Origin of the sequence: Halomarina pelagica (assembly GCF_024228315.1) — an archaeon.
Classification (GTDB): domain Archaea; phylum Halobacteriota; class Halobacteria; order Halobacteriales; family Haloarculaceae; genus Halomarina; species Halomarina pelagica.
In genome coordinates, this window is the sequence record NZ_CP100454.1 from 2,324,922 (window position 1) to 2,346,365 (window position 21,444).

Sequence of the window (21,444 nt, forward strand, 5' to 3'; positions counted from 1 at the left end):
CGTCGGTCGGTCGCCGGAGGTCGACTACTCCTCCGACGCGCGCATCGCCCGTGATGCGCGACCGACGCCGCGACTCGTGACTCGTGACTTACTCGGCGGCGTCGACGAGCGCGCGCAGTTCGTTCGCGCGCTCCGCGTCGGTCACGAACCGCGAGAAGATCCATCCCAGCTGGCCGAGGACGGCGTCCTTGCCCTTCTCGGTCAGCGCGTACTGGTTCGTGCGCTTGTCGAGTTCGCTCTTCTCGACCAGTTCCATCTCGACGAGGTCGTCGAGGTTGGGATAGAGTCGCCCGTGGTTGACCTCCGCCTGGTAGTAGTCCTCGAGTTCGCGCTTGATCGCGAGACCGTAGCGCGGTTCCTCGGAGAGGATGACGAGGATGTTCTGCTGGAACGCCGTAAGTTCCCGCCCGATGCCCGGTTCGCCGGAGACTGACTGTGCCTCTGACATGAGAGGATAAATGTCATGGTGGTATATAAAACTTCTCAACTATCCTTGGATTCATCACCATTTTCGCATTACTGCGACTGATTGTGTACGTATTAACAGATCCGCAACTCGGCTACTTATACCAGTCGTCGCGAGGTGAATGTCGGTATCGGTGATCGGACGGGAGGCCGAAAGTACTTTTTGGCCGTCTGCCGCACGTCCGGTGATGGCTAACCTCTGGGAAGACCTGGAAACCGGCCCGAACGCGCCGGAGACCGTCTACGCGGTGATCGAGTGCCTGAAGGGCGAGCGAAACAAGTACGAGTACGACAAGGACGTTCCGGGCGTCGTGCTCGATCGGGTGCTCCACAGCAACGTCCACTACCCCTCCGACTACGGGTTCATGCCGCGGACGTACTACGACGACGAGGACCCGTTCGACGTCCTCGTGCTCGTCGAGGACGCGACGTTCCCCGGGTGCATCGTCGAGGCGCGCCCCGTCGCGCTCATGAAGATGGACGACGACGGCGAACAGGACGACAAGGTCATCGCCGTGCCGACGGAGGACCCGCGCTTCGATCACATCCAGGACCTCGACGACGTCCCCCAGCAGACGCGCGACGAGATCGACGAGTTCTTTTCGACCTACAAGAACCTCGAGGCCGGCAAGGAAGTCGAGACGCTCGGGTGGGAGGACAGGCGGGCCGCGCTCGACGCCATCGAGCACGCGCAGAACCTCTACGAGCAGAACTTCGCCTGATCCCGTCCGTCGATTCCCCGCGGTAATCGTCGGGACGGCCGGAATGTGTTATAATTATGGGTAATTATTTGTGCTCGAGTCCGCTAGCGCTAGCCGTGATGTCCACGAGAACGTCGTTCGGCTGCCGCCACCTGACGGTCGTCCCCGAGAACTTCGACCCGGACGCCGAGCGTGCCCGTCGCTTCCACGACGACTACCGCGATCGCGATCGTAATCCCGCCCACGTCCGCGATCGCTGAGGGCGGTACCCGACCGATCTCGTTCACCGCGCTCGCCGGTTACCACAGCCGACGAGCCGAGGCTAGAAAACCCCGCAACCCCTGACGGCGAAAAGAACCTTCTTGTGGGAGTGCCTCGGTAGCTATACCATGGGACTGTTCGACCGCCTTCGCGGCGATGATGGGCCACGTGTCGCCTTCTTCGGAATCGACGGCGTCCCCTATAGCCTGCTGAGAGATCACACGGACGAGTTTCCGAACCTCGCGGCCGTCGCGTCCGAGGGGGCCGCGGGGGCGATCGACAGCATCGTCCCCCCCGAGTCCAGCGCCTGCTGGCCCGCGCTCACGACCGGGGTAAATCCCGGCGAAACGGGCGTATACGGCTTCCAGGACCGGGAGAACGGCTCGTACGACACCTACGTCCCGATGGGCCGCGACGTCCAGGCGACGCGCCTCTGGGACCGCGTCGAGGCCGCCGACCGCGACGCGACGGTGATGAACGTCCCCGTCACGTTCCCGCCCCAGCGAAACGTCCAGCGGATGGTGAGCGGCTTCCTCTCGCCGAGCGTCGACAAGGCCGCCTACCCCGACGAACTGCGCGAGACGTTGCAGGAACTGAACTACCGCATCGACGTGAACGCGAAACTCGGCCACCAGGAGGACAAGTCCGAGTTCATGGAGGACGCCCACGCGACGATCGACGCGCGCTTCGAGGCGTTCAAACACTACGTCCAGCAGGACGACTGGGACCTCTTCTTCGGCGTCTTCATGACGACCGACCGGGTCAACCACTTCCTGTTCAAGGACTACGAGCGCGACGGCGAGAACAAGGAGCTGTTCATCGACTTCTACCGCAAGGTCGACGACTACCTCGGCCAGCTCCGCGAGATGCTCGACGACGACACCACGATGGTCGTCGCCTCCGACCACGGGTTCACCAGCCTCGACTACGAGGTCCACTTCAACCAGTGGCTCGTGGAGGAGGGCTGGCTCGACTTCCAGGACGACGACCCGAGCGAACTCGGCGACATCACCGACGACACGCGCGCCTACTCGCTCATCCCCGGCCGGTTCTACGTCAACCTGGAGGGTCGCGAGCCGCGCGGAAGCGTGAGCGAGGAGGACTACGAGTCCGTCCGCGACGAACTCAAGGAGGAACTCGAAGCGCTGGAGGGGCCCAACGGGACGGCGGTCGCGGAGCGCGTCGTCACCAAGGAGGAGGCCTTCCGCGGCGATCACGACGACATCGCGCCCGACCTCGTCGTGATTCCGAACCACGGCTTCGACCTCAAGGCCGGGTTCAAGGGGACCGGCGACGTGTTCGGCGTCGGCCCGCGAAACGGTATGCACAGCTTCAACAACGCCTGCCTGTTCATCGACGACCCCGACGCGCGCGTCGGCGACGCCGACCTGCTCGACATCGCGCCGACGATCCTCGACCTGATGGAGGTCGAGTACGACCGCACGTCGTTCGACGGCTCGAGTCTCGCCCGATAACTCGGGGTCGATCGCCGCGTTTCGTCCGTCCTGTCGTTCACGTACAGTTACCCGTCTGGACCGCGTCCCGTCGTCATGGACGGGGCACCAGGGACGACGCGCGAGGCGCTCTCCCGGATCAGGGAGGTCGTCCGTACCCGCGAGATCCCGCTCGCCGCGGCCGGCATCGCCTACTACGCGCTCGTCTCGCTCGTCCCGCTGCTGGTGCTCACTGTCGTCGTCCTCACCGCGCTGGTGGGAGAGCAACTGGCCGAGTTCGTCCTCCGGCAGGCGGGAGCGATGCTGTCGCCCAGCGGTCGTAACGCGATCCGCGAGACGGTCCGGGACGCGAGCGGCCGCGGCGGGGCGTTCGCGTTCGGCTCCCTGGTCTTCCTGTGGGCCGCCGTCCGGCTCTTCCGCGGCATCGGTGCCGCCTTCGGGGTCGTCTACGGGACGACCGACGGACACGACGTCCTCCGGCAGTTCCGCGACGCCGTCGTCGTCCTCGTGACCGTCGTCGCCGTCGCCGCCGTCCTCGCCGGCATCGACAGCGTCCTCCGCGTCAGCACCACCGTCGATCTCGGCGTCGTGAACCTGTTCGCCCAGTTTCTGGCGCTGACGTTCGTGCTCGTTCCGCTCTACTACTTCCTACCCGACGTCCCGGTGTCGCTCGCCGAGATCGTCCCCGGCGCGGTGCTCTGCGCCGGCGGCTGGACGGTCCTGGGGGTGGTCTTCGAGGTCTACGCGGCGACCGTCGGACCCTCCCTCTACGGCGCGCTCACGGGCGTCGTCCTGTTCGTCACGTGGCTGTACGTCTCCGCGCTCGTCCTGCTACTCGGCGTGGTCGTGAACGTCGTCCTCGCCGGCCGCGACTGAGGGTGTGTTCAGGTAGGAGGCCGGGGAAGCAGCGAGCACCATCCCGAAAGCCCCACCCGCATCGATCGTCCAGCCATCGGTGGGTGGGACTGAAGGGGGCGGCTCGATGGGCGACGGTGGATGAGGCAAGCACCGCAGCGCGGGGGGCACGAGGAGCGCAGCGAGCCGGGCTTTCGAGATCGTATCTCAACCTCGAGTACCTCATCTAACACCCCTCGCGACCGGTGGCCGAAGGTTCAAGTACCGGAACGGGACCACTCCGCCTCGATGGCAGACGACACGCTCTCCGCGCGAATCGACGCGCTCGAACGCGCCCTCACCGACGGTCGCGCGCTCCCCGACCTGGCCGACGAGGCGCGGGTCGCGACCCGCCTGACCGAGATCGAAGACCGGGTCGACGAGCTGGACGACCGGATCGCCGACTTGGACGCCGCGGTGCAGGCGCTTCGCGGCTACGTCGGCGAGGTCAGGCGCGTCGATCGGGCGGTCGAGCGGCGCGCGGACGCCGCCATCGCCGCCGTCGAATCGCTCGAGGGGACGATCGCGGCGGCCGACCTCCCCAGCGAGGGGCGACGGGACGCCCCGGACGAGGCAGACGGCTCCGCCGCTCCGTCCGAATCTGCCCCCGGCCCCCGAACGAGACTCACCGACGGCCCGGAGACGGACGTCGCCGGTACCCCCACCGACGGCGAACGAGAGGCGGACGAGGTCGACGGGGCGCTCGCCCGCCTCCGGAACGCCCTGTAGTGCTCCGCGTCGTCCTCGCGGTCCTGCTGGCCGTCGCGCTCGTGGGCGCGTCCCTCCCCGCCGTCGAACGCGCGCGCGTCGCGTCGAGCGACGCGGCTGTCGAGCGGGAGGCCACCGCGCTCGCGACCGCGGTCGAGCGAGCGTGCGCGGACAGCGACCCCGTCACCCCGGGCGGGCCCGGCGCGCGTCGCGTCGTCACCCTCGCGCTCCCCGCTCGCTCGTGGGGTCACGCCGGCGTCGAGCGGGTTCGCGTCACCCCGCGTGGCGTCCGCTGGCGGGTTCGCGGCGGCGCGCGACACCGTCTCCGGTTCGACGGACCGGCCGCACTCGACCGCCCGATCGAACTGCGCGGAGCGGGCCGCCACCGCCTCCGCGTCGCCTGCGAGCGCCGCGCCGGCCGCGCGGTCGCCGTCGTCCGTCGCGGCACAGGTTTATGAACGAGAACGTCACCAGCCCTGCCCATGTCCCGGTTCCCGTTCGGCCTCCTCGATCGCGGGTCGCCACCCGCCTGCGCCTGCCGCCCGCGCGCGGACGGCGACCGCCTCGTCGTCGACGCGACCGACTGCGACGGCGGCGGCGTCGTGGAGCGCAGCCCCGACTGCCGCGAGACGGTCGTCGACGCGCTCGCCCGTCGCGACGCCGAGGTCGTGCTCGTCCGCGCCGCGGGCGTCGAGCGGTCCTACGAGGGGGACGCGGCGGCGTTCCTCGTCGCCGCGGGTCGGTTCGTCGAGGCGGCCGCCCACCGCGACGAGACGCTCGCGGCGCGCGCCCGCCGCGATCCGCTCCTCGCCGCCAGACAGGCGACCGGCCGCGCGGGGGCGCTCGCCCGCATCGCCGCGGAGACGGGGCTCGCGGAGGGCGCGGCCCGGGCCGAGGGGTACGAGGACGCTCTCCGCCCGCGCGTCGGGCCGACGGTCGCCCGCGCTCGAATCGCCGTCCGTCCGCCGTCGGACGCGCGCCTCGTCGAGCGGACTGACCTCGACACGGGCGCGGTCGTCCGGGTGTACGAGCGCCCGGGGGACGAACTCCGGCTCTACCACCTCGTTCCGATCGAGCACACGTTCGACGATGCCGCGCTCGCCGCGCTCGCCGCCGCCTACGAGCGGTTGGCGGAGGGGGACGCGACCGGCGACCGCGCCGCGGGGCGCGCCGTCCGGGCGGTCGCGGACGCGAGCGGGGACACGGACGTGCCCGTCGAGCGCCTCGTCGCGGTGCTCGAGAAGCACACCGCCGGCGCGGGCGTGCTCGACGACCTCTTCGCCGACCCCGGCTGCTCCGACGTGTTCGTGACGGCCCCCGCCGACGCCGCCCCCCTGCGCGTCCGCCGGGGCGACGAGACGCTCCGGACGAACGTCCGGCTGACAGAGCGCGGCGTCGAGACGCTCGCCTCGCGCTTCCGGCGGACGAGCGGCCGGGCGTTCTCGCGGGCGAGTCCGACCCTGGACGCGGCGACGACGGCGGGCGGTCGCCGCGTCCGCGTCGCCGGCGTCACCGATCCCGCGAGCGACGGCGTCGGGTTCGCCTTCCGCGCCCACGACGTCGAGGCGTGGACGCTCCCGGCGCTCGCGGCGAACGGCACGCTCCCCGCGGACGCGGCGGCGCTCTGCTCGCTCGCCGTCGAGCGCGACGCCGCCTGCCTCGTCACCGGCGGTCGTGCGTCGGGGAAGACGACGCTCCTCTCCGCGCTCTGCTGGGAACTCCCTGCCGCCGTCCGCGTCGTCGCGATTGAGGACACGCCCGAACTCCCCGTCGCCGCCCTGCGCGAGCGCGGGCGGGACGTCCAGCGCCTCCGCGCCGACGCGGACGCGGACGGATTCTCCCCCGAGGAGGCGGTCAGAACCGCGCTTCGGCTGGGAGACGGCGCGCTCGTCGTCGGCGAGGTACGCGGCGCGGAGGCGGGCGCACTGTTCGAGGCGATGCGCGTCGGCGCGAACGACAGCGCCGTCCTCGGCACGATCCACGGCGACGGCGGGGCGAGCGTCCGCGAGCGCCTCGTCTCCGACCTCGGCGTCCCCGAACGCGCCCTGGGGGCGACCGACCTCCTCGTCACCTGTGCGCTGACGCCGAGGGGTCGTCGCGTCGCGTCGGTCGAGGAGGTCCACGCCGTCGAGTCGGGGGTCGGATTCGCGCCGCTGTTCGAACGCGACGGCGACGGACTCGCCGCCACGGGTCGCCTGGAGCGCGGCGAGAGCCGCCTGCTCGCCGGACTCGCCCGCCCCGGCGAGTCGTACGCCGATCTCCGAGCGGCCCTCGACGCGCGGAAAGCGTGGTTCGACGAACTGGTCGCCGCCGACCTGACCGACGCCGCGTCCGTCGTGAGCGAGCACGCCCGCCGTCGCGGACGGGACCGACCGGGTGACCGATGACGCCGCGCCGAACGCGTCCGCGCGACGGTGGCAGAGGGGATCGGCCGACGATCCGCCGCTTTGCCCGCGGCGCGCCGCCGTCCCTCGCCGGCGTCCCGCGGGATCGCTACGAGCGCGCACTCCGGTTCCTCTCACCAACCCTTTCCGTGGAGACCGTCGCCGCCGCGAGCGTCGTCGCGGCGCTCGCGGCCGCCCTCGGTGTCGTCGTGGTGGGGCTCGCCGTCGCGCCCGGCCTCGGTACGGCCCTCGTCCCCGCGGCGGTCGCGATGGGGTTCCTCGTCGCGGTCGCCGCGTGCCGACTCCCCCCCTGGGCCGCCCGCGTCCGTCGCACGGCGGCGCTCGGGGCCGCGCCCGACCTCGTCAGCCGCGCCGTGCTGCGGATGCGCCTGACGCCGACCCCCGAGACGGCCGCGGCGTTCGCCGCCCGAACCGGGCGCGGCCCGCTCGCCGACAGCCTCCGCCGCCACGTCGAGCGGGCCGCCGGGACGCCCGCCTCGGGGCTCGGGTCGTTCGGGGAGCGGTGGCGGGAGGCGTACCCGGCGCTACGCCGCGCCGCGCTCCTCGTCGAGGCGGCGGGGGCCGCGCCCGCCGGGGAGCGCGAGCGGACGCTCGACCGGGCCGCCCGTGCCGTCCTCGACGGGACCCGCGAGCGGATGACCGAGGCGACCGCGGACCTCTCCGGCCCCGTCTCCGTGATCTACGCGTTCGGTGTCTTCCTCCCGCTCGCGCTGGTCGCCGTCCTCCCCGCCGGCCGCGCCGCGGGCGTTCGCGTGACGCTCCCGCTGGTCGTCGCCCTGTACGACGCGCTCCTCCCCGCGCTGTTGCTCGCCGCCGCCGTCGGCGTGCTCGCGCGCCGCCCGGTCACGTTTCCCGCCCCCACGATCTCGCGGACGCACCCCGACGTTCCCGATCGACGGCGGGGTGCGACGGTCGCGCTCGGGGCCGGCATCGCGGCGGGCGGTGCCGCCGGCGCGTTCGTCGTCCTGACTCTCCCCGGCTGGACGCTCCCGCTCGCCGTCGCCGGGGTCGGCGTCGGCGCTGCTCTCCTCGCGTGGTACCGACCGGTGGTCGCCGTCCGCCGGCGGGTTCGGGCCATCGAGGACGGCCTGGCCGACGCGCTCTACCTCGTCGGCCGGCGCGTCGAGGAGGGGCGGTCCGTCGAGCGGAGCGTCGAACTCGCGGCCGACGAGGTGACGGGCGAGATGGGTGCCGTTCTGGAGGCGGCCGCCGCGCGACAGCGACGGCTCCGAGTCGGCGTCGGCGAGGCGTTCCTCGGCGAGCACGGCGCGCTCGCGGCCGTCCCCAGCCCCCGCGTGCGGAGCACCGCCGACCTGCTCGCGATCGCCGCGCGCGAGGGTCGCCCGGCTGGGGCGGCCGTCGTCGCGATGGCGGACCACGTCGAGGAACTCCTGTCCGTCGAGCGGCGGTCGCGCCGCGACCTGAAGCGGGTGACGACCACGCTCTCGAACACCGCGGCGGCGTTCGGGCCGCTGGTCGCGGGGGTCACGGTCGCGCTCGCCGACGCGATCGGCGGCCGCTCGCTCGCGGGCGACTCCGTACCCCTCCCGACGGGCGGCCTCGGCCTCGCCGTCGGGGCGTACGTCCTCCTGCTCGCCGCGCTCCTGACCGCCCTCGCTGCGGGTCTCGACCGCGGGTTCGACCGCGCCGTCGTCGGCTACCGCGTCGGCGCGGCGCTCCCCGCGGCCACGGCGGTCTACCTCGTCGCGTTCGCGGGAGCGCGACTGCTCGCGTAGCACCGGCGTAAGTTCATATACCGGGAGGGGACCAGCGTCCCCATGTTCGACGTCCCGCTCGATTCAATCGCCGCGTGGGTCGGCCTCGCGTTCGTCAGCGTCGCCCTCGTCGGCGTGGCGCTCGCCCTCCCGACCGCGACGCCGCCCGACGCGGCGGCGGCCGCCGACACGATCGACGCGGTCGCCGCGAGCCCGCACGCGGCGGCCGCCGACTACCCCCTCCACGGGGCGACTGTCCGTCTCGACCCCCGACGCCTCACGCTCACCCGCGGTGGCGCGAGCGCGCACGCGACGTTCGCCTACGGCCCTGTCACGCCAGTTCGGCCGGGGTCGCGTCTCGGTCTGGTGCTCGCCGGACGACCGCCGACCGCCGTCTTCAGGTCCCCCGGGGCGCTGGCCCGGGCGACGGCGGCGGCCCGCGAGCGCGCGCCGGTCGTCCGGAGCGCCGCCGACCGACTGCTCGTCAGACACGTCCGCTGGAGGGGTGTCGATGTCACGCTCGTCGGCGCGTAGGGCGCAGGTTGAGCCGGTAGCGGCGCTGCTTGCGGTCGTCGTCCTCTGTCTCGCCGTGAGCCTCTACGCGGGCGTCGTCACCGATTTCGTCGCCACCGACTCGAACGCCGACGGGACGACGGCGATCGCCGCCGACCGGGCGGTCGCGCTCGTCGCGCCGGCGGGCGTCGCGACGCCCGCCGATCTCCCGGCCGCGGTCGACGCCGCGCCGGCGGGGTACCGGCTCAACGCCACGCTCGACGCCGGCGGTGAGCGCTGGCATCTCGGCCCGGCCGCCCCACCGACGGCACCGCGCGCGACCCGCCCGGTGAGCGTCCGCCTCGCGCCCGGCCGGGTCGTCCCCGGAACGCTCGCGGTGGTGGTGTGGTCGTGAGCGCGCGCGGCCAGAGCACGGTCGTGGACGTCGCGCTCGCGCTCGTCGTCGTCTCCGCCGCGGTCGGCCTCCTCACGGTCCCGTCGCCCGCTCCGACGGCAGACGGGACGGCCGACGAGACCATCGCGGCGCTCCAGACGACCACCGTGACCGTCACCACCGAGGACGGAGATCGGACGCTCCACGGGACGCCCGCGCAGCTGCTCGCCCGCGCGACGCTCGACCGGGTTCGGTTCGACGGGACCGCGATCGGCCGCACCGACTCGGCCGACCGTCGCACCGTCGAGAGAGCCGTCGCCCGAGTCACCCGCCACCGCGCGGCGCGCGCGCAGGTGATCGCCCGGTGGGAGCCGTACCCCGGCGCGTCCGTCGCCGGCCGGGTCGCCGTCGGTGGGACGCCTCCCGCCTCGGCGACCGTCGACGCGGCGGTGACCACGCTCCCGGCACCGCTCCCCCTCGGCGCGGTCCCCCCGACGCGCGCGGCGGCCGGGTACGACGCCCTCGGGAGCGCGGCGGCGGAGTCGGTCGTCGCCGCCGTCGCGCCGCCGTCGCTGTGCCGACGCGCCCGTTTCGACGCTCGCGCCCGAACTCGACTCGTCCGGCGGTACCGCCGGCTCGATCGGGCGCTCGGCGGGCGGACCGTCGCTCCCCCGGCGGAGGCGGGACGTCTCGCGTCGACGGACCTGACCGCGACACGCGAGCGTCTCCGACGGGCGCTCGCGGCGCGGTTCGCGGACGACCTCCGGGAGCGGTTCGCGTCGCCCGACCGCGCGGCGCGATCGATGGCGGCCGGGGAGGTTCAGATCGTGGTTCGGACGTGGTCGCCGTGAGGCTAGCGGACGACCGCCGCGGTCGCGTCCCGTTCGCGCTCGTGGCCGTCCTCCTGCTCGTCGGGAGCGCGGCCGTCGTCGCTACCGACCGACCGCGTCGCTACGAGACGCCCGCGGTCGACCGGGTCGTGGGGGAGACGGTGGCAGCCGCGCAGACGGCGCTCAGGCAGGCCGCCGTCGTCGCCGCGCGCGAGTCGGCCGCGAATCCGGTGGTCGCTCCGGTCGATACGCCCTACGGGCGGGTCGTCAACGACTCGTCGCCGTTCCGCGACGCCCTCCGGATCCGCGCGTCCCTCCTCGCCCGTTCGTACCTCTCCCGGATCGGGGAGCGACGCGGCGACGTCGTCTCCTCGGTCTCCCTCCCGCCCGTTCGGTCGCCCGCCGACCTCCGCGCGGCGAAACGCCGCGTCAGCGTCGAGCGCGCCGGGCCGAACGGGACGGCCCTCCGAGTCCGGTTCCGGGGCGTGACGGTGCGGGCGAAGCGCGACGGCCGGGTGATCGCGGAGCGGCGCGTCTCGCCCGTCGTCACCGTCGCCTCGCCCGCGCTCGCGCTCCACGATCGGGTGGCGGCGTTCGAGCGGGCGCTGAACGCGGGACCGCTCGACGGCGGGCTCGGCCGGCGGCTCGCGATCCAGCTGTACGCGCTGGCCTGGGCGCGCGGCTACGCCCAGTACGCGGGCGCGCCCGTCGAGAACGTCGTCGCTAACCGCCACGTCGAGGTGGCGACGAACGCGGGGGCGCTCGCCGTCCAGCGGGAGACCCTCGGCGCGACCGCGTCCGGCGGTGAGCGCGCCGTCCTCGGCGCGGCGGCGCGGGTGGCGGCGACCGACCTCCTCGCCGCGAGCGGCGTCGACGCGCGCTGGACCGACGCCGTGGTGGCCGCCGTCCGGGGGGCGTCTTCGTCCACCGGGGCTCACCGGCCGGTTCGGAGCGACGGTCACGAGGGGCCGGAGCCGGTGTCCGTTCGGGTGAACCACACCGCGGACCGGGCGCTCGTGGACGTGCTCGGAACGCGCGAGGCGTCGAGGCTCTCGACCGCCGTCGATCGCGGGTACTCGGTCGACGCGCGGCTGTTCGTCCGCGCGAGGCGAACCGGCGGTTCGACGACGGGGGCGACGGGGGCGACGGGAACGACGGCGATCGATCCTGGCGGCAACTGGACGCTGGTCGACCGTCGCCGGAGAACGAGCCGTCGCGTCCTCCCCGGCGGCGGTTCCGCCCCGGTCCGCGTCCCGACGGGCTGGCGGGCGTTCGAGCGGTACGACCGCCGGGTGGTCGTGACGCACACGACCGTCTCCCGCTGGCGGCGCGGGGCAGCGCGGCGCGTGACGCGCCGCACCCGGACCGAGCGCCACGCCGTCTCGATCGCGCTGGCCGGGCGGCACTCCCCCGACTCCCGCGCGCCCCGGGTCGGCGTCGCCGGCGTCTACGAGCGCGGCGGGCCGCTCGACGGGCCGAACCTCGCCGGCGTTCCCGCCGCGGCCCGCCGCCGTCTCGTCGCCTCGCGCGGCGGTCCCGACGCGCTCGCCCGCCGGGCCGTGCGCGGTACGCTCGACCGCGAACCGGTCCGACTCGCTGGCGCGCGCCCCGACGGTCTCCGGGCGTGGCTCCGACGCGACCTGGTCGCGCTCCACCGGCGCGTCCGGTCGACGGCCGTCGCGCTCCCCCGCGGGGCGGTCGCGACCTACGGGGTGAATCCGTCCACCCGCCTCGCGGCGCGCCTCCGTGTGCGGCGCGCCGAACTGCTGGACGCGCCGACCCGGTACGCGGGGGTCGCCGACAAGGTGCGCGTCGCCGTCCGCCGGGCGTACCTCGATCGGGTCCTCGCCCGCCTCGACGAGCGCGCGGCGGCGCGCGACCGAACCCGTGGCAACCTGAACGAGGCGCTCGACGGGACGGGCATCGGGTCGCTCGACCGCCTCCGCGCCGTGCGAGCCGTCGGAGGCGGCCCGTCCCCGGTCGAGCGTCCGCCGCCGGATCGAGGGCTCGGCGGCCCGCTCGCGCTGGCGGTCGAGACCGAGCCGGCGTACCTGCGCCTCGATCCGGTGGCCCGCGAGCGTCTCGGCGTCGCCGGGCGCGGGACGGTGACGCCGCTCGACGCGCGCAACACGAACCTGTTCACACTCCCGTACGGCGACGCGGCCGACGCCGTGACGCGCGGTCTCCTCGGCTCGGAGCGCGTCTCGCTTCGCACCGCCGCGCTGATCCTCCGCGCCGAGCGACGGGCGACCGGCGGTCGTGGGGATCGGGACCTCCGGCGGGCGGTGTCGGCGTCGACCGACCGCGTCCGCGACCGGATGGCGACCGTCCTCGCGGCGGCCGGGGTCGGGGTGACCGACGAGACGCCCGGGGCGGTCGTCGACCGGGGACTGTCGCGCTGGCGGACGCCCGCCGGTCGCGCGCTCGCCGTGACGAACGGCTCGGCGATCCGAGCCGTCGTCGCCGTGACGCCGGGCGTCTCCGACGCGGAGCGCGCGGCGCTCGCCGCCCGCCTCGAGGTCGCAGTCTCGGAGACGCTCGCCTCGCCGTCCGCCCGGCCGCCGGAGACGGCGGTCGCCGGATCGGTGGGCGTCGTCAGGGCCGCCGTCCGCGAAGGGGCGACGCGGGCGGCGGAGTACGGCGTCAACCGGACGCTCTCGCGGTTCAACCGCACGTTCGATGCGATCTTCGTCGGCCTGCCCGTCGCGCCCGTCCCCGGCTACTGGTACGCCACGCTCAACGTCTGGGACGTCCACGCTCGCGGTACCTACGAGCGGCTGGTGGTGCGCTCCCGTCGCGGCGCGAGCGGCGTCGCGTACGTCCGCGACGGGGGCCTCGTCCGACTCGACGTCGACGGTGACGGCGCACGCGAGCGCCTCGGCCGGGCCGAACGGGTGGCCTTCGAGACGCGCGTTCCCGTGGCGGTCGTCGTCCCGCCCGGCCGTCGCGGCGTCGGCGACCTGGACGGCGACGCCGACGAGCGCTCGCCGGGGTACGGGTGAGCGGACGCGCGGACGTGAACGCACTTATGCCGCGCCGGCGAAGGGGGAGCATGCTCCAGAACGTCGCTGACGACCCCGGTGCGCTCACGCCGGAGGAGTTGCGCGCCCGCTACGACGACAGCCTTCGAGAGACCGTCGAGGCGGTCGGCGCGGCCGAGATCGCGCGGGAGGCGGGCGTCCCCCGCGAGGCGGTCGACGCGCTCGCCGCGGGGGAATCGCCCGACCTCACGCTGGAGGAGGCGGCGGCCATCCTCGCCGTCCCGGCGGACGCGCCCGACGCCGACGCCATCCGCGTGGAGGTGCTCGACGACCTCATGATGGGGATGTCGATCGCCGTCCTCGACGTCGAGACGCTGGAGAGCGAACTCGACGGGAAGCTTGAGGCCAAGGAGATCCAGCAGAAGATCGAGGGGCGCTTCCCGATGACGCTCTCGGAACTCGCGCTGCTCCAGCAGGCCATCGAGGGGCGCAAGCCGTGAGCGCCCTGGTCTCCCTCGATGCCGGCGTTCGGCCGCGCCGAGACGCGGCCGGGGGTCACCGGTGAGAATCGCCGTCCTCGGCTGTGGCTACGTCGGCCTCGAACTCTGTCGTCAGTTGGCGGGCCACGACGTCGCGGGCGTCCGACGGTCCGACGACGGGCTGGCCGCGGTCGAGGCGACCGGGGCGACCGCCGTGCGGGCGGACGTGACCGACGCCGAGTCGCTCGCGTCGGTCCCCGACGCCGACGCCGTCGTCTTCGCGGCCAGTTCCGGCGGCCGCGACGCCGACGCCGCCCGGCGGGTGTTCGTGGACGGGTTGCGGACCGTCGTCGAGCACTTCGCCGCGCGCGAGGACCCGCCGGGGCGCCTGGTGTACACCTCCAGCACGGGCGTCTACGGCGACCACGGCGGCGACCGGGTCGACGAGGAGACGCCGATCGACCCGACGACCGAGAAGACGCGCGTGCTGGCGGCGGCCGAGCGGGTCGCCCGCGAGGAGGCCGCAGAGCGGGGGATCGAGGGGACGGTCGTCCGCTTCGCGGGGCTGTACGGCCCCGAGCGCTACCGCCTCCGTCGGTACCTCGAGGGACCGGTCACCGAGGGCTACCTGAACATGATCCACCGCGACGACGCGGCGGGCGTCCTCCGGTTCGTACTGGAGGAGCGCCCGCCGGACGACCTGCTGCTCGCCGCGGACGACGAACCCGCCCCGAAGTGGGAGTTCGCGGACTGGCTGGCCGGCGAGTGCGGCGTCGAGCGCCCGCCGAAGCGGACGAAGGAGGAGCGCCTGGCGGCCGACGACCTCTCTGCGGCGGCGCGGCGGCGGGTCCTCACGAGCAAGCGCTGCTCGAACGACCGCCTGCGCGAACTGGGCTACGAGTTCGCCTACCCGACCTACCGGGAGGGGTACCGCGCCGCGATCGAGGCGTACCTGGCAGGCGAGCTCCTCGACTGAGTGGCCTCCCACCTAAGGCGCTCGGACGGGAAGGGGAGGTATGGCTACGAAGAACGGCACGTGGGCGTATCGGGACGCGTTCGATGGGTTCGCCCGCACCTACTTCCGCCGGTTCGGCGAGGGCGTGGTGTCGAGCGTCGGTCTCGGCACCTACCTCGGCGACCCGACGGACGCCGTGGACGAGTCGTACCACGAGACGATCGTGCGCGCGCTCGAGAGCGGCATCAACGTCGTCGACACGGCGATCAACTACCGCGCCCAGCGCTCCGAGCGGGTGGTGGGCCGCGCGCTGGCCGACGCCGACGTGGACCGCGAGGCCGTCCTGCTCGCGACGAAGGGCGGGTTCGTCCCCTTCGACCACGGCCGCCCCGCCGACCCCGCCGCGTACGTCCGCGAGCAGTACGTCGACAGGGGGATCGTCGACCCCGACGACCTCGTCCGGGGCATCCACTGCATCGCGCCTGGCTTTCTCGACGATCAGCTCGACCGCTCGCTCTCCAACCTCGACGTCGACGCGATCGACCTCTACTACGTGCACAACCCGGAGACGCAACTGGAGGAGAACTCGCGAGAGGCGGTCTACGATCGGCTCGAGGAGGCGTTCACCCTGCTCGAACGGCGCGCGGCCGCGGGCGACATCCGCCACTACGGCGTCGCCACCTGGCAGTGCTTCCGCGTTCCGCCCGACCACGACGCGTATCTCTCGCTTCCCGAGGTGGTGAACCGCGCCCGCGCCGCCTCCGACGCGGCGGGGACGGCGGCGACGCACCTCCGCGCGATCCAACTCCCGTTCAACGTCCACATGGCCGACGCGTTCACCGTCGAGGCCCACGAGTCGGTCGAGGGGCGTCAGAGCGCCCTCCGGTTCGCCCACGAGTCGGGCCTGGGCGTCTTCACCAGCGCGTCGCTCGGGCAGGGAGAGCTGACGCGGGAGGGGGCGATCCCGGACGCCGTGGACGCGAAGCTCGCGGGCGAGACGCCCGCCCAGCGCGCGATCAATTTCGCGCGGAGCGCGCCCGGCGTCACCTGCTCGCTCGTGGGGACGAGCGGTCCCGACCACCTGGAGGAGAACCTCGCCGCCGGGACGTTCGAGCCGATGGGCGCGCGGGCGTTCGACCGGACGTTCGAGTAGCGCGCCTCCTCAGCGGTCGACCGCGCGGAGGTACTCCTCCAGCAGCGCGGGGAACTCCCGACCGTAGAGGTAGCGCAGGCCGAGTTCCTCGGCCCAGTTGATGATGCCCTGGTCCTCCGTGACGACGCCCGCGTCGAGTTCGCGCGCGAGGATGAGCAGGTCGAAGTCCTCCCGCGAGTCGAGGACGCCCCGCCGTAGCGCCCCGCGGTACTTCTCGCGGAGATCGGAGATGACGATGTCCACCCCGGTCATGTAGTCGTGGTCGTCGACGGTCTCGGCGCGGGCGCGCTCGGCGCGGCGGACGGCCTCCTCGGAGACGCGCAGGCCGCGGTCCACGCGGTCGTTCATCTCCTCGACGAACCGGTAGACGATCTCCGCCGGGACCGACACCTCGTAGCGCGCGGGGTTCTTCCGGATGACCCACGTGTTGAGCTTCGAGACGGTCTCGTCGGACACGTCGCGGTCCGCGAGGATGGTCGTCAGTTCGCGGTGGATCGACGGCGGCATGTAACAGGAGATGTTGAGCGTCAGCTTCGCCGCCGCGACGGCGTCGAGCAGTCGGTCGAGCGCCTCCGCGAGCGTCTCGTCGTCCCGCCGGATCTCGTTAGTGAGGAACGCCGACGTATCCAGCACGAACCGCTGTTTGAGCGGGTAGTCGGCCATGTGTGGTACTCGTTCGCGTCCCGGGGAGATATATCATACCCGCGGCGAGGAGGGGGCGGCGCACCGGCCGCGGTCGGCGCGCCGCCCCGGCGACGACTCGCTTTTACGCCCTCGCGCGGTACGTCAGTGGTATGAGTTACCACGAGTCGTTGGGGGTGTCTCGTGCTGACTTCGAGGCGCTCGCCGAGCACTTCCAGGAGCGGGTCTACGAGGGACGGCGCTACCGCGCGCTCCCGGACGCCCGGCGGTCGCTCGAACGCGGGACCGCACTCCTCGACGGCGTCGTCGTCCGGGGGTTCCCGAAGGTCCCACGGACGTTCGTCCTCGAGACGGGCGTCCCCCGGCACTTCGACGGTCCGTTCGTCGTCGAGGAGAAACTGAACGGGTACAACGTCCGCGCGGTGCGCGTCGAGGGGGAGGTGCTCGCGTTCACGCGCGGCGGGCTGATCTGCCCGTTCACGACGTGGGCGGTGCGCGACCGCCTCCCCGTCGAGGCGTACTTCGACGCGCACCCCGAGTCGATGCTCTGCGCGGAGGCGATCGGTCCGGAGAACCCCTACACGGCCCACGACTACCCGGCGGTCGAGTCGCTGGCGTTCCGGGTGTTCGACCTCCGCGACCGAACGACGGGCGAACCGCTCCCCGTCGCGGAGCGCCGGGAGCGCTGTGCGGCGTTCGACCTCCCCGCCGTCCGGCAGTTCGGGACGTATCGTCCGGAGGGGGCGGCGGCCGAACTCCGCTCGGTCGTCGACGGACTCGACGCCGAGAATCGCGAGGGGGTGGTGATGAAGTCCCTCGACGGGTCGACGCTACTCAAGTACACGACGAGCGCGGCGAACCGCGGCGACCTCGCGTACGCCTTCTCGGTCCCCTTCGACTACGGCCGCGACTTCGTGTTCCGGCGACTCGTCCGCGAGGCGTTCCAGTCGGTGGAGTGGGACGAGGACGAGGCGACGCGCGCCGAGCGCGCCCGGGCCGTCGGCGAGGCGATCCTCGAACCGATGGCCGGGACGTTCGAGGCGGTGGCCGACGGCGACCTCGCGGGCGAGCGCCACACCGTCCGCGGTCCGCCGGCGGTCGTGGACGCGCTGCTCGCCCACCTCCGCGAGCAGGGCATCCACGTCGTCGTCGAGGCCGACGCCGTCGAGGCGGGCGAGCGCGTCGTCACCTACCTGAAGCGGATGGCGGCGACGACCGACCGGACGCGGGCGTACCTCGACGGGGCGATCGTACGGGAGTAGCCGGCTCGGCGGCGGGCGGCGCGTCGCTCTCGACGCGCCGAGCAGCCCGTCGTGAATGCCTGTCTCTGGCACGGAAACGGTCGATCGTCTCCGGTTTCGGAAGATTTGACACGGCTCGCGCGGAACCCCACGACGTGTCTCGCAGTCAGTTGTTCGGGTCGCTGTGTGCGATGGTCTTCCTCGTGAACCTCGCCCGAGTCATCTACGCCCCTCTCCTGGTCCCCCTCCAGCAGACGTTCGACGTCACGGAGGCGACGCTCGGGCTCATCACGGCGCTGGCGTGGTTCGGGAGCGCCAGCCCCCGGTTTCCGGCGGGCTACCTCCTCACGAAGACCTCGCGGATGGCGGTCGTCGTCGGATCGGGGATCGTGCTCACCGGGTCGGCGCTGCTCGCCGCCGCGGCACCCTCGATCGAGGTCATCATGGTGGGGGCGTTCTGCATGGGCCTCGCGAGCGGCCCCTACTTCATCGCCGCCGGGCCGCTGCTAAGCGAACTCTTCCCGGGCCGGGTCGGTCGCGTTCTCGGCGTCCACGGCGCGGCCAGCCAGTTCGCCGCCGTCGGGGCCGCGCCGTTCGTCCTCGTCGTCCTCGCGTTCGGGTCCTGGCGCGCGACCTTCGCCGTCATCGCCGCCCTCACCGCGGCCGTCACCGTCGTCCTCGCTCTCGTCGGGCGTCGGGCGGATCTCCCCGACGCGGGGGCGGCCGACCGCGACCTCCTCGGGGCGGCGCGCGCGCAGTGGCGCATCATCCTCGCGGGCATCGCCTTCGTCAGCCTCACCGGCCTCGTCTGGAACGGCGTGTTCAACTTCTACGTCATCTACATGATCCAGGCGAAGTCCCTCTCGGAGCCGATGGCGAACGCGCTGCTCACCGTGCTGTTCGCCGCCGGCATCCCGGCGTTCGTCGTGGGCGGCGACTTCGCGGAGCGCCTCCCGACGGTCCCCTTCGTCATCGGGATCTCGGTGGCCTTCGCGCTCTCGCTGCTCGCGCTCGCGACGGTCACCGGACTGCTCGCCGTCGTCGCCGTCACCGCCGTCGTCGGCTTCGTCGTCCACTGCCTCTTTCCCGCCGTCGACACCTACATCCTCGGCTCGGTCCCCGACGAGCACCGCGCGAGCACCTACGCCGCCTTCAGCGGGACGGTGATGCTCCCGCAGGCGATCGGATCGGTCGCCTTCGGGGTCGTCCGCACCGCCGGCGTCGGGTGGGACGCGCTCGCCCGGTGGTCGGCGCTCGGCCTCCTGCTCGCCATGGGCGTGCTCGTGGGGCTGTACGCCGACGGCCGCCTCCCCTCGGCGGGCGTCCCCGCCGAACGGTAACTCACGTCTCCGTCTCCACCCCCGTTTGCGCTTCCCGCTCCACGTCGATCGGACTCGCGAGGGCGGGTATCCCCCGCGCGAGACGGCTGGACTTTTGCGTCGTCGGCGCTGACTCACCGCCGATGGAATACGTACAGGAGCGCGTGACGACGCTCCACGACTTCGCCGACCCGGTCCCCGACGCGCCCGTCGACCGGGCGGCGGTGGTCGTCCCGGCGACCGAGCGCGAGTACGCCAGCCTCGCGGCCGAGCGCACGTTCGCGACGCTCGAACGGGTCGACCCCGCCAGGGTGGTCGTCGCCCTCCGGGCGGACGAGGGGCGGGTCGGCGCGATCCGCGACTGGCTCTCGGCGTACGATTTCGACTGCGAGGTGCTCTGGTGCGACGGGCCGGGCGTCGAGGCGCTGCTCGCCGACGCCGGTCTCGACGGGACCCGGGGCAAGGGACGGGACGTGTGGCTGGCGCTCGGCGTCGCCGCCGCGAGCGAGGAGTACGTCGTCGTCCACGACGCCGACGCGAAGGGCTACTCCGAGCGCCACGTCCGCCGCCTGCTCTTCCCGCTCGAGCGCGGCTACGACTTCTCGAAGGGCTACTACGCCCGCGTCGAGAACGACCGCCTCTACGGACGGCTCTTCAGGCTCTTCTACGCGCCGCTCGTCCGCGCGCTCGCGGACCGCCACGACGCGCCGATCGTCGACTACCTCGGCGCGTTCCGCTACGCCCTCTCCGGGGAGTTCGCCGCCAGCGGGTCGCTCGCCCGACGACTCCGCGTCCCCCGCGGCTGGGGGCTCGAGGTCGGCACGCTGGGCGACGCCTTCCGCGAGGCGGGCTTCGCCGGCACCGCCCAGGTCGACCTCGGCGTCCACGAACACGACCACCGCGCCGTCTCCGGCCCGAGCGGGCTGGGCGACATGAGCGAGCAGGTCGGGGCGGCGCTCCTCCACGCGCTCGCCGACGGCGGCGTCCGCCCGGCGTTCGACGGACTCCGCGAGGCCTACCGCGAGGCGGCGGCCGCCCTCGTCGAGCAGTACGCCGCCGACGCCACGTTCAACGGTCTCGACTACGACCCGGGCGACGAGCGCGAGCAGGTGTCGGCCTACGCCCGCGCGATCCGGCCGCCGGGCACGGACGACCGCCTGCCCGCCTGGGACGACGCGCCGATCGCGCCCGCCGCCGTCCGCGAGGCCGCCCGCGAGGACCTGGAGGGGATCGAATGAGCGACCCGATCGACCTCGACGGCGACGACCTCGCGGGCGTCGTCGACCTCTTCGGCGCGCTCACCCGCGAGGAACTCGACCGCGCGCTCGCGGAACTCGCGTTCAAGCGGGACGCCGACCCGCCCGACGCGGGGGTGATCGAGCGGGCGCTCGCCGACTACGAACTCGTCGCCCACGACGACCGGCTGGTTCCCGGCCCCGCCGCCTTCCCCGCGCTCCCCGAGGGCGCGGCGGACCTCCCCCACATCCTCGACGTGGAGCCTCGCTCGCCGGACCGCGCCGCCGTCGCGCGCGCCGTCGAGGAGCGGTTCCGCGCCGAAACCGCCCGGGCGCTCGCCGAGGGTGACGACGACGCAGTCGTCCGTCTGCTCGACGCGAGCTACGACCTCGAGGCGTGGGGACCGATCGACCTGGGGGACGCGCGCCGCCGACTCGACGACGCGCGCGAACCGTGAGTGGGCTGTTACCGCACCGCTTGCGCAGGACGTAAGCCGATTCCGTCCGAGAGGGGGATATGGACCTGTCGCGGGTGGCCGCCCACGAGCCGGTCGAGGTGACCGACGAGGAGCGCGAGGCGGCCGTGCTGGTGCCGATCGTCGATCGCGGCGGCGATCCGCACCTCCTCTTCACGAAGCGCGCCGACCACCTCGGCGAGCACCCGGGACAGATGAGCTTCCCCGGCGGCGGCCGCGAACCCGGCGACGACGACCTCCTCGGGACCGCCCTGCGCGAGGCGAACGAGGAGATCGGTCTCGACCCCGCGTCCGTGGAGGTCGTCGGCCGCCTGGACGACATCCGGACCGTCACCAGCTACTCCGTGCGCCCGTTCGTCGCCCGGATCCCCGACCGCGAGTACGCGCCCGACGAGCGCGAGGTGGCCGAGATCGCCGTCCTCTCGATCGCCGACCTCATCGACCCCGACAACTACGAGTCCGAACGCCGCGAGCACCCCCACTACGGGGAGATCCGACTGCACTTCTTCCGCGTCGGCGGCTACACGGTCTGGGGCGCGACCGGCCGAATGCTCGTCCAGTTCCTCGAACTCGCCACCGACTGGCGCATGCCCGAGGAGGTCGACCGCGTCGTGGATCCGGATGCGGACCTCCCAACCTGAACG

Annotated in this window: 22 protein-coding genes; 20 read left to right on the plus strand and 2 right to left on the minus strand. The window is 73.3% G+C overall.

What is annotated here, in order from left to right; all coding sequences use genetic code 11:
- Window positions 1–88 precede the first annotated feature (88 nt).
- Complete coding sequence (locus tag NKI68_RS12060) at window positions 89–448, minus strand: PadR family transcriptional regulator (RefSeq protein ID WP_254543345.1); 360 nt, start codon at window positions 446–448, stop codon at window positions 89–91.
- 205 nt (window positions 449–653) lie between these two features.
- Between NKI68_RS12060 and NKI68_RS12065 the strand changes: the two genes are divergently transcribed.
- From NKI68_RS12065 to NKI68_RS12135, 15 genes are all read left to right on the plus strand, one after another.
- Entirely contained in the window at window positions 654–1,187 is a 534-nt protein-coding gene (locus NKI68_RS12065; RefSeq protein ID WP_254543346.1) for an inorganic diphosphatase, read from the plus strand.
- 98 nt (window positions 1,188–1,285) lie between these two features.
- Window positions 1,286–1,426 (plus strand): hypothetical protein, encoded by a 141-nt coding sequence (locus NKI68_RS12070; RefSeq protein ID WP_254543347.1) that lies wholly within the window; start codon window positions 1,286–1,288, stop codon window positions 1,424–1,426.
- Between the two features lie 129 nt (window positions 1,427–1,555).
- Entirely contained in the window at window positions 1,556–2,902 is a 1,347-nt protein-coding gene (locus tag NKI68_RS12075; protein ID WP_254543348.1) for an alkaline phosphatase family protein, read from the plus strand.
- 75 nt (window positions 2,903–2,977) lie between these two features.
- Entirely contained in the window at window positions 2,978–3,757 is a 780-nt protein-coding gene (locus tag NKI68_RS12080; RefSeq protein ID WP_254543349.1) for a YihY/virulence factor BrkB family protein, read from the plus strand.
- A gap of 267 nt (window positions 3,758–4,024) precedes the next feature.
- Entirely contained in the window at window positions 4,025–4,504 is a 480-nt protein-coding gene (locus tag NKI68_RS12085) for a DUF7310 family coiled-coil domain-containing protein (RefSeq protein ID WP_254543350.1), read from the plus strand.
- Entirely contained in the window at window positions 4,504–4,941 is a 438-nt protein-coding gene (locus NKI68_RS12090) for a DUF7311 family protein (RefSeq protein WP_254543351.1), read from the plus strand. Before NKI68_RS12085 ends, NKI68_RS12090 begins: the two co-directional genes overlap by 1 nt.
- A gap of 24 nt (window positions 4,942–4,965) precedes the next feature.
- On the plus strand, window positions 4,966–6,870 hold the full coding sequence (locus NKI68_RS12095; RefSeq protein WP_254543352.1) for an ATPase, T2SS/T4P/T4SS family: 1,905 nt from the start codon (window positions 4,966–4,968) through the stop codon (window positions 6,868–6,870).
- Window positions 6,867–8,624: a type II secretion system protein gene (locus NKI68_RS12100; RefSeq protein ID WP_254543353.1), complete on the plus strand. Its 1,758-nt coding sequence runs from the start codon at window positions 6,867–6,869 to the stop codon at window positions 8,622–8,624. The genes NKI68_RS12095 and NKI68_RS12100 overlap by 4 nt, the downstream gene beginning before the upstream one ends.
- A gap of 42 nt (window positions 8,625–8,666) precedes the next feature.
- Entirely contained in the window at window positions 8,667–9,137 is a 471-nt protein-coding gene (locus tag NKI68_RS12105) for a DUF7283 family protein (RefSeq protein WP_254543354.1), read from the plus strand.
- Window positions 9,115–9,510 carry a DUF7285 family protein gene (locus NKI68_RS12110; RefSeq protein ID WP_254543355.1) on the plus strand — a complete coding sequence of 132 codons (396 nt, stop codon included), beginning with the start codon at window positions 9,115–9,117 and terminating at the stop codon, window positions 9,508–9,510. Before NKI68_RS12105 ends, NKI68_RS12110 begins: the two co-directional genes overlap by 23 nt.
- Window positions 9,507–10,340: a DUF7284 family protein gene (locus NKI68_RS12115; protein ID WP_254543356.1), complete on the plus strand. Its 834-nt coding sequence runs from the start codon at window positions 9,507–9,509 to the stop codon at window positions 10,338–10,340. The genes NKI68_RS12110 and NKI68_RS12115 overlap by 4 nt, the downstream gene beginning before the upstream one ends.
- Complete coding sequence (locus tag NKI68_RS12120) at window positions 10,337–13,321, plus strand: DUF7286 family protein (RefSeq protein ID WP_254543357.1); 2,985 nt, start codon at window positions 10,337–10,339, stop codon at window positions 13,319–13,321. The genes NKI68_RS12115 and NKI68_RS12120 overlap by 4 nt, the downstream gene beginning before the upstream one ends.
- A gap of 50 nt (window positions 13,322–13,371) precedes the next feature.
- The gene (locus tag NKI68_RS12125; RefSeq protein WP_254543358.1) at window positions 13,372–13,800 is read left to right on the plus strand and encodes a DUF5791 family protein; all 429 of its coding nucleotides are present in this window, start codon (window positions 13,372–13,374) and stop codon (window positions 13,798–13,800) included.
- Window positions 13,801–13,861: 61 nt separating this feature from the next.
- Window positions 13,862–14,755 carry an SDR family oxidoreductase gene (locus NKI68_RS12130; RefSeq protein ID WP_254543359.1) on the plus strand — a complete coding sequence of 298 codons (894 nt, stop codon included), beginning with the start codon at window positions 13,862–13,864 and terminating at the stop codon, window positions 14,753–14,755.
- Between the two features lie 40 nt (window positions 14,756–14,795).
- Window positions 14,796–15,887 carry an aldo/keto reductase gene (locus NKI68_RS12135; protein WP_254543360.1) on the plus strand — a complete coding sequence of 364 codons (1,092 nt, stop codon included), beginning with the start codon at window positions 14,796–14,798 and terminating at the stop codon, window positions 15,885–15,887.
- Between the two features lie 9 nt (window positions 15,888–15,896).
- On the opposite strand, the gene NKI68_RS12140 is transcribed toward NKI68_RS12135, so the two are convergent.
- Entirely contained in the window at window positions 15,897–16,550 is a 654-nt protein-coding gene (locus tag NKI68_RS12140; RefSeq protein ID WP_254543361.1) for an RNA ligase partner protein, read from the minus strand.
- A 131-nt stretch (window positions 16,551–16,681) separates the two neighbouring features.
- Here NKI68_RS12140 and NKI68_RS12145 point away from each other — a divergent pair, with 131 nt between their 5' ends.
- The 5 genes from NKI68_RS12145 to NKI68_RS12165 all read left to right on the plus strand — a co-directional run bounded on the left by NKI68_RS12145 (window position 16,682) and on the right by NKI68_RS12165 (window position 21,441).
- Window positions 16,682–17,791, plus strand: coding sequence for an RNA ligase (locus NKI68_RS12145; RefSeq protein ID WP_254543362.1), 1,110 nt, complete (start codon window positions 16,682–16,684; stop codon window positions 17,789–17,791).
- 134 nt (window positions 17,792–17,925) lie between these two features.
- A complete protein-coding gene (locus NKI68_RS12150; protein ID WP_254543363.1) occupies window positions 17,926–19,110 on the plus strand; it encodes an MFS transporter in 1,185 nt (394 codons plus the stop codon).
- A 122-nt stretch (window positions 19,111–19,232) separates the two neighbouring features.
- Complete coding sequence (locus NKI68_RS12155; protein WP_254543364.1) at window positions 19,233–20,327, plus strand: glycosyltransferase family protein; 1,095 nt, start codon at window positions 19,233–19,235, stop codon at window positions 20,325–20,327.
- Window positions 20,324–20,782, plus strand: a complete 459-nt coding sequence (locus NKI68_RS12160) for a DUF7109 family protein (protein ID WP_368410827.1) — start codon at window positions 20,324–20,326, stop codon at window positions 20,780–20,782. The genes NKI68_RS12155 and NKI68_RS12160 overlap by 4 nt, the downstream gene beginning before the upstream one ends.
- A 59-nt stretch (window positions 20,783–20,841) precedes the next feature.
- Complete coding sequence (locus NKI68_RS12165; RefSeq protein ID WP_254543365.1) at window positions 20,842–21,441, plus strand: NUDIX hydrolase; 600 nt, start codon at window positions 20,842–20,844, stop codon at window positions 21,439–21,441.
- The last annotated feature ends 3 nt before the right edge of the window (window positions 21,442–21,444 follow it).

Bases quoted from the DNA above. Each gene is read 5' to 3' on its own strand.
- NKI68_RS12075 (WP_254543348.1), top strand. From the start codon at position 1,556: ATGGGACTGTTCGACCGCCTTCGCGGCGATGATGGGCCACGTGTCGCC.
- NKI68_RS12165 (WP_254543365.1), top strand. From the start codon at position 20,842: ATGGACCTGTCGCGGGTGGCCGCCCACGAGCCGGTCGAGGTGACCGAC.
- NKI68_RS12065 (WP_254543346.1), top strand. From the start codon at position 654: ATGGCTAACCTCTGGGAAGACCTGGAAACCGGCCCGAACGCGCCGGAG.
- NKI68_RS12140 (WP_254543361.1), bottom strand. From the start codon at position 16,550: ATGGCCGACTACCCGCTCAAACAGCGGTTCGTGCTGGATACGTCGGCG.
- NKI68_RS12125 (WP_254543358.1), top strand. From the start codon at position 13,372: ATGCTCCAGAACGTCGCTGACGACCCCGGTGCGCTCACGCCGGAGGAG.
- NKI68_RS12145 (WP_254543362.1), top strand. From the start codon at position 16,682: ATGAGTTACCACGAGTCGTTGGGGGTGTCTCGTGCTGACTTCGAGGCG.
- NKI68_RS12060 (WP_254543345.1), bottom strand. From the start codon at position 448: ATGTCAGAGGCACAGTCAGTCTCCGGCGAACCGGGCATCGGGCGGGAA.
- NKI68_RS12100 (WP_254543353.1), top strand. From the start codon at position 6,867: ATGACGCCGCGCCGAACGCGTCCGCGCGACGGTGGCAGAGGGGATCGG.
- NKI68_RS12110 (WP_254543355.1), top strand. From the start codon at position 9,115: ATGTCACGCTCGTCGGCGCGTAGGGCGCAGGTTGAGCCGGTAGCGGCG.
- NKI68_RS12105 (WP_254543354.1), top strand. From the start codon at position 8,667: ATGTTCGACGTCCCGCTCGATTCAATCGCCGCGTGGGTCGGCCTCGCG.
- NKI68_RS12135 (WP_254543360.1), top strand. From the start codon at position 14,796: ATGGCTACGAAGAACGGCACGTGGGCGTATCGGGACGCGTTCGATGGG.
- NKI68_RS12155 (WP_254543364.1), top strand. From the start codon at position 19,233: ATGGAATACGTACAGGAGCGCGTGACGACGCTCCACGACTTCGCCGAC.
- NKI68_RS12160 (WP_368410827.1), top strand. From the start codon at position 20,324: ATGAGCGACCCGATCGACCTCGACGGCGACGACCTCGCGGGCGTCGTC.
- NKI68_RS12085 (WP_254543350.1), top strand. From the start codon at position 4,025: ATGGCAGACGACACGCTCTCCGCGCGAATCGACGCGCTCGAACGCGCC.
- NKI68_RS12080 (WP_254543349.1), top strand. From the start codon at position 2,978: ATGGACGGGGCACCAGGGACGACGCGCGAGGCGCTCTCCCGGATCAGG.
- NKI68_RS12070 (WP_254543347.1), top strand. From the start codon at position 1,286: ATGTCCACGAGAACGTCGTTCGGCTGCCGCCACCTGACGGTCGTCCCC.
- NKI68_RS12095 (WP_254543352.1), top strand. From the start codon at position 4,966: ATGTCCCGGTTCCCGTTCGGCCTCCTCGATCGCGGGTCGCCACCCGCC.